Here is a 5,953-nt window from a genome sequence, read left to right on the forward strand (position 1 = left end):
CCTTGTTGCCGCCAGACGCTAAGCGCTTGTTGACGGCGCGAAAATACGTATGTTCATCGGTAGGCATACCGACATTTCCGTTACCGCTGGTCACACCCATCTACGTGCGGGTAATACGTCCGAAGCCCGACAATCGGGCACGCGTAGCGCGGAATTCCGGGCCCGTCGGAGGTGCGATCGCCCGGCGCCGGCGAGGGGCATGTCGCCGGAGTCAGAGGGGGGCGCCGGCCCAGCGGCGGCAGATCGTCAGCGTCTGCTGCTCCGTGGGCCTCTCCACCAGCGGCCTGCTCCCCGGCCAGGCCCGCAGCCCGTCCAGCGCCACTTGCAGATAGCGGCGGTACAGCCCCGGATGGACCTGGACGGAATGTTGCGCCAGGTCCGTCACCAGCCACAGGATCATCATCACGTCGTCGCCCACGACGCCGTCACGCAGGTCTCCCTCGGCCCGCGCCCGGTCGAGCAGCTGCGTCATCACCTCCGCGACGCGCTCGGCCGCGGACCTGCCCAGGTGCCATCCGCCGCCGCCCAGCGCGACGTCCCGCAGCCCGAGGTTGTCCACCAGGAGCTCGGTGATGCGTTGCAGGAGGAGTTCGAGGCCGTCCCAGGCCCGCTCGGCCTCGCCCGCCCGCTGCGCGACCTCGGCCAGCTCGCTCAGCGGCTCCTCGAGCGCCGCGTGCATGAGCTCCTCCTTGTCGGCGAAGCGCCTGTACACGGTGCCGACGCCGACGCCGGCATGGTGGGCGACCTCGTTGAAGCCGACGGCGAGGCCGCGCTCGGCGAAGAGTTCCTGGGCGGCGCGCACGATGCGATCGCGGTTGCGCTCGGCGTCCCGGCGCAGGGCTCCACGACGTGCCGGCTCGTGCTCGGCAAGCGGTCGCGGGGTCATCGCCTCAGCGTACCTCTAACCGGATAGGTGGGATCAACATCACAGCTCGCATGCCACGGTGAACTGGATGATTGCTATCCACTTCTCAATAGACTGCCAAATCGGATATATCCCATCCGCTTACTCGACTGCCCCGCTCCAGAACCAGAAAGCGAGTCCACGATGGCCGAACTGCTCTACCGGCTGGGCCGGTTCACCGCCCGGCGGGCCTGGTGGGTGATCACCGCGTGGCTCGTCGTGCTCGGCCTGGCCGTCGGAGCCTTCCTGGCCTTCGGCGGGGCCATGAGCTCGACGATGACCATCCCCGGCACGCCCACCGCGCAGGTGACCGACCGGCTCAAGACCGAGCTGCCCGTGGCCAGCGGCGGCACCGGGCAGGTCGTCATCCGGTCCGAGGCCGGCGGGCGGTTCACGGACGACCAGCGCGCGAACGTCAGCGCCGCGCTGCGCAAGGTCGCCGCCCTCGACGGCGTCGACCAGGTCGCCGACCCGTTCACCTCCACCGGCATGCGCGCCGAGCAGGCCAAGAAGATCACGGACGGCCTGGCCCAGGTCGAGGGCGGTCGCGCCCGGCTCGCCAAGGGCCAGAAACAGCTCGACCAGGCCCGTAAGCAGGCCGAGGCGGCCATCGAGCAGGCCGGCTCCGACCCGCGGCTCAAGGCGACCCTCGCCCAGCTCGACCAGCAGCAGGCCGAGCTCGACAAGCAGAGCGCCACGCTGAAGACGTCCGAACAGCAGCTGCTCGTCGGACGCAGCCTGCTGACCATGGCGGCGGACATCCGCACGGTCTCCTCGGACGGCTCCACCGCCACCGCGACCGTCGTCTTCGACCTGCCGCAGCAGGAGGTCACCCCGGAGACCAAGAAGGCCGTCATCGAGACCGTCGACGACGCCCTCCCCGGCGGCGTCACCGCCGACTACTCCGCCGAGATCACGCAGGGCGAGGTGCAGCTGGGCGGCGTCGGCGAGGCGGTCGGCCTGGTCGTCGCGGCGCTCGTGCTCATCGTCATGACCGGCACCCTCGTGGCCGCCGGGCTGCCGATCCTCAACGCGCTGCTCGGCGTGGGCGTGGCCGTCGCCGGGGCCATGGCCCTGTCCGGCACCATCGAGATGACGTCGGTGACGCCCATCCTGGGCGCCATGCTCGGCCTGGCCGTCGGCATCGACTACTCGCTGTTCATCCTGCACCGCCACCGCCGCCAGCTGAGGACGGGCATGGCCGTCGAGGAGTCCATCGGGCTGGCCAACGGCACCAGCGGCAACGCCGTGGTCTTCGCGGGCAGCACCGTGCTCATCGCGCTGCTGGCACTCAACGTCACCGGCATCCCGTTCCTGGCGCTGATGGGGACCGTCGGCGCCGTCGCCATCGCCGTCGCGGTGCTCCTCACCGTGACCATGACCCCGGCACTGCTCCGCCTGCTCGGGCACCGGCTGCTGCCCAGGCGCGACAGGAACGCCGCCACCGGGCCCGCCGCGACCCCGGCCGCGCCCAAGCACGTGCCGCCCATGACCATCGGACGTGCCGTCCTGCGCATCGTGATCGGGGTCGGCGCGCTGGCCGTCATCGCGCTGCCCGCCGCCTCCATGCGTCTCGGCCTGCCGACCGGCGCCTCCGAGGCCGCCGACTCCACGCAGTACCGCGCCTACACCGCCATCACCGAGAAGTTCGGCGCCGGCGCCAACGGGCCGCTGGTCGTCGTCGCCGACCTGCGGCGCGGCGTGACCGGGGACGACCTCGCGCCGGCGCAGGCCGACCTCGGCAAGCAGCTCATGGACGTCCGGGGCGTGACCGCGGTCGCCCCCATCGGCGCCAACGAGAAGGGGACCGTGCTGGTCTTCCAGGTCGTCCCGACCGGCGGGCCGACCTCGGAGTCCACCGAGGACCTCGTCCACGACCTGCGTGGCCGCACCCTCGACCTCGGGTCCGGCAGCGTCGCCCTGTCCGTCGCGGGCAGCGCCAGCGCCAACATCGACATCTCCGGGAAGCTCGCCGACGCCCTGCCGACCTACCTCGCGGTCGTGGTGGGCCTGTCGCTGCTCATCCTGATCGTCGTGTTCCGCTCCCTGCTGGTGCCGCTGATCGCCACCGGCGGCTTCGTCCTGTCGTTGTTCGCGGCGCTCGGCGGCGTCACGGCCGTCTACCAGTGGGGGTGGCTCGGCGCCGTCTTCGGCGTCACCGATCCCGCGCCGATCCTCAACTTCCTGCCGACCCTGCTGGTGGGCATCCTGTTCGGGCTGGCCATGGACTACCAGCTCTTCCTCACCTCAGGGATACGGGAGGCGTACGCGCACGGCGCCCCGGCCCGGCAGGCGGTCACCGAGGGGGTGCGGGCGGGCAGGGCCGTCGTCACCGCCGCCGCGGTCATCATGATCTCGGTCTTCGGCGGGTTCATGTTCTCCCACATGACGATGATCCGGCCGGTCGGCTTCGCCCTGGCCTTCGGCGTGCTCGTCGACGCCTTCGTCGTGCGCATGCTGATCATCCCGGCGGTCATGCACCTGGCGGGCGACAAGGCGTGGTGGCTCCCCCGGTGGCTCGACCGGCTCCTGCCCGACGTGGACGTCGAGGGCGCCAACCTGGAACGCCACCACCAGGCCGCTCCCGTACCGGTCCGCGAGCCCGCCGGCCGCTGACGCCCGCCTGCGGCCGCTCACGAGCGCGGGCCGGGCTCGGTCACCAGATCGAGCACGGCCCTGACCGCAGGCGTAGCGGTGCGGACGAGCGCGTGCGTCGTACGGGTGATCTCCATGGTGGCGACCGGCCGCAGCACGACCCCGTCGGGCACCCCCACCACGGTGGCGACCAGCTCGGGGACAAGGCTCGCCCCCAGCCCCTCGCCGACCATGCGCAGCACGAGCGCGTAGTCGTCGGCCGTGTGGACGACGTTCGGCCGGAAGCCCGCCAGGGCGCAGGCGCGGTGCAACATCTCGTGGTCGCTGGTGCCCAGGGAGCCGGCGATCCACGGTTCCTCGCGCAGCGCCGGCAGTTCCACCTCGCGGTCCGCCGCCGGGTGGCCGGCCGGGAGCGCCAGCAGGATCGGTTCGGTGGCCAGGACGCGGCGGGAGACGCCGGCCGGAGGCTCCTCGGGGATCAGGTTGTAGGTGAAGGCGATCGCCAGGTCACAACCGCCGCCGCGGAGCGTCTCGACGGCCTCGCGGGGCTCCAGCTCGTACATGATCACGTGCAGCTCCGGGTGGCGGACCCGCGCCGCGGCGATCGCGGGCAGCAGGCGGTCGGCGGCGGCCGTGGCGAAACACGCCACCCTGACCGGCCCCCGGGGGGTCGAGGCCGAGCGCAGGTCCTCCTCGGCCGCGTCCAGAGCGTTCAGGACGACGCGCGCGTGCCCCACGAGACGCCGCCCCTCGGCGGTCAGGCGCACGCGACGCCCGGCCCGCTCGAACAGCGGCACCCCCGCCTCCCGCTCCAGCACGGCGAACTGCTGCGAGACGGCGGACGAGGTCAGGCCGCAGACCTCGGCCACGGCCGTCATCGTGCCGTGCTCGGCGAACTCGCGGAGCAGGCGCAACCTGGCTGGATCCAACATCAAGCACATCTTATAGATCAGTGCAGCATCACTAAGTGGACGTTGCCGATCCGTCCGGGTGACACTGGCGGCCCACCACCGTCGCCCCGGGAGGAAGAAGCATGCTGACCGTCGTCGAGGTCCCGCAGTGGCAGGGGTCGTCGTCGCCCACGGCGCCCAGGCTGGCCGAGGGCGCCGCCCGGCTGGCCGCGATGCTCCCGGCGGCCGGACGGCACGTGCGGGTGGAGACCGGCGCGACCCTCGCCGAGACCGCCGAACGGGTGCGGCGGGCGTTGCCCGGCGACGGGTTCACGGTCACGGTCGGGGGTGACTGCGGCGTCGAGCTCGAACCGGTCACGGCCGCGCTGCGCCGCCACGGCGACCGCCTGCACGTCGCCTGGTTCGACGCACACGGCGACATGAACACCCCGGAGACGTCCCCGTCCGGGGCCTTCCACGGGATGATCCTCCGCACGCTGCAGGGCGAGGGCCCGGCCGACCTCCTGCGTTCCCCCACCCTGCGCCCCGAGCGGATCGCGCTGGCGGGCACCCGCGCGCTCGACCCGGCCGAGGCCGACCACATCCGGCGGACCGGCATCGGCGGCCTCGACACCATCGCCGCCGACGCGGTCGTCTACGTGCACGTGGACCTCGACGTCCTGGACGGCATCACCTCGGTCGGCTACCCCGAGCCCGGCGGCCTGTCCGCCGACGAGCTCGTCCAGGCCGTGGCCGCGCTGGCCGCCCGGCACGAGATCGCCGGGCTGGGCATCACCGAGTACGCCCCCGCCGCCCCGCGCGACGAGGAGCTGCTGCGGCGGCTGGTCCCCGAGCTCGTCCGCCTGTGCGCCGCCGTCCGCCCCTGACCGATCGACCGGACGTCAGAGCGGTCCGAGCAGGTCATGCGGGTCGGCGTCGAGGTCGAGCGTCGACAGGACGCCCAGGAGTTGGCGTTCCTCGTACCGGAAATGGGACTCCATGATCGCGGAGAGCCCGTCCAGGTGCGTGGACAGCTCGCCCGGCGTGGCGTCCGAGGCCATCGCGCGGTCCAGCTGCCCGAGCAGCATCGCGATCATCTCGTGGTCCTGCTGGAGCTTCGCGATCGTGGGACGCAGCGACGGATGGCGCTCGGCCAGTTCGGGGAAGAGCCCGACGTCCTCGCGCACGTGGTGCCCGTCGAGGGCGGCGCAGAATCCCTTGCAGTAGAGCAGGAGATCTGCCCGCGCCGAGACCGTGTCCCCGGCTTCCAGGGCTTCGCGCGCGAGGCGCAGCGCCTCGCGCAGGCGGCGGTGTGCGGCCTGCAGTTCGATGTTCCAGGCCAGGAGCCTGTTCTTCGCGCTCTCACCCACGGGTGAGGAACGGGGAAAGGGGCATCATGACCACCTTCCGGATCCGACGCCTCCATGCCTGACGCAGTCCGCCACCGGCACGCGACGCTGTCCGAGACTCTAGGAGCTGTTTCTTGGATCAGGTCCGGAGCCAGATAACCAAGGTGGCCAGGGTGACGGTGCCGAGGAAGATGTAGGCGCGCTTGTCGTAGCGT

Annotated in this window: 5 protein-coding genes; 2 read left to right on the top strand and 3 right to left on the bottom strand. The window is 72.0% G+C overall.

Annotation, left to right across the window (positions count from 1 at the left end):
• Positions 1-211: 211 nt before the first annotated feature.
• Positions 212-886 (bottom strand): helix-turn-helix domain-containing protein, encoded by a 675-nt coding sequence (locus ACIA8R_RS52855; protein WP_364102825.1) that lies wholly within the window; start codon positions 884-886, stop codon positions 212-214.
• Positions 887-1,048: 162 nt separating this feature from the next.
• Between ACIA8R_RS52855 and ACIA8R_RS52860 the strand changes: the two genes are divergently transcribed.
• Positions 1,049-3,520 (top strand): MMPL family transporter, encoded by a 2,472-nt coding sequence (locus ACIA8R_RS52860; RefSeq protein ID WP_397045821.1) that lies wholly within the window; start codon positions 1,049-1,051, stop codon positions 3,518-3,520.
• A gap of 17 nt (positions 3,521-3,537) precedes the next feature.
• Here the strand turns inward: ACIA8R_RS52860 and ACIA8R_RS52865 are convergent, their stop codons facing one another.
• Entirely contained in the window at positions 3,538-4,431 is an 894-nt protein-coding gene (locus tag ACIA8R_RS52865; RefSeq protein WP_397045823.1) for a LysR family transcriptional regulator, read from the bottom strand.
• A 101-nt stretch (positions 4,432-4,532) separates the two neighbouring features.
• On the opposite strand from ACIA8R_RS52865, the gene ACIA8R_RS52870 reads away from it, so the two are divergent.
• The gene (locus tag ACIA8R_RS52870; protein ID WP_357709830.1) at positions 4,533-5,276 is read left to right on the top strand and encodes an arginase family protein; all 744 of its coding nucleotides are present in this window, start codon (positions 4,533-4,535) and stop codon (positions 5,274-5,276) included.
• A gap of 15 nt (positions 5,277-5,291) precedes the next feature.
• Here ACIA8R_RS52870 and ACIA8R_RS52875 read toward each other — a convergent pair whose 3' ends face one another.
• Complete coding sequence (locus ACIA8R_RS52875; RefSeq protein WP_357709833.1) at positions 5,292-5,759, bottom strand: hemerythrin domain-containing protein; 468 nt, start codon at positions 5,757-5,759, stop codon at positions 5,292-5,294.
• Positions 5,760-5,953: the final 194 nt, after the last annotated feature.

Source organism: Nonomuraea sp. NPDC051191, assembly GCF_044455665.1.
GTDB lineage: Bacteria > Actinomycetota > Actinomycetes > Streptosporangiales > Streptosporangiaceae > Nonomuraea.

What these genes read in the sequence shown, in the direction of transcription:
- ACIA8R_RS52855 (WP_364102825.1), bottom strand. Translation starts at nt 886, where the DNA reads ATGACCCCGCGACCGCTTGCCGAGCACGAGCCGGCACGTCGTGGAGCC.
- ACIA8R_RS52860 (WP_397045821.1), top strand. Translation starts at nt 1,049, where the DNA reads ATGGCCGAACTGCTCTACCGGCTGGGCCGGTTCACCGCCCGGCGGGCC.
- ACIA8R_RS52865 (WP_397045823.1), bottom strand. Translation starts at nt 4,431, where the DNA reads ATGTTGGATCCAGCCAGGTTGCGCCTGCTCCGCGAGTTCGCCGAGCAC.
- ACIA8R_RS52870 (WP_357709830.1), top strand. Translation starts at nt 4,533, where the DNA reads ATGCTGACCGTCGTCGAGGTCCCGCAGTGGCAGGGGTCGTCGTCGCCC.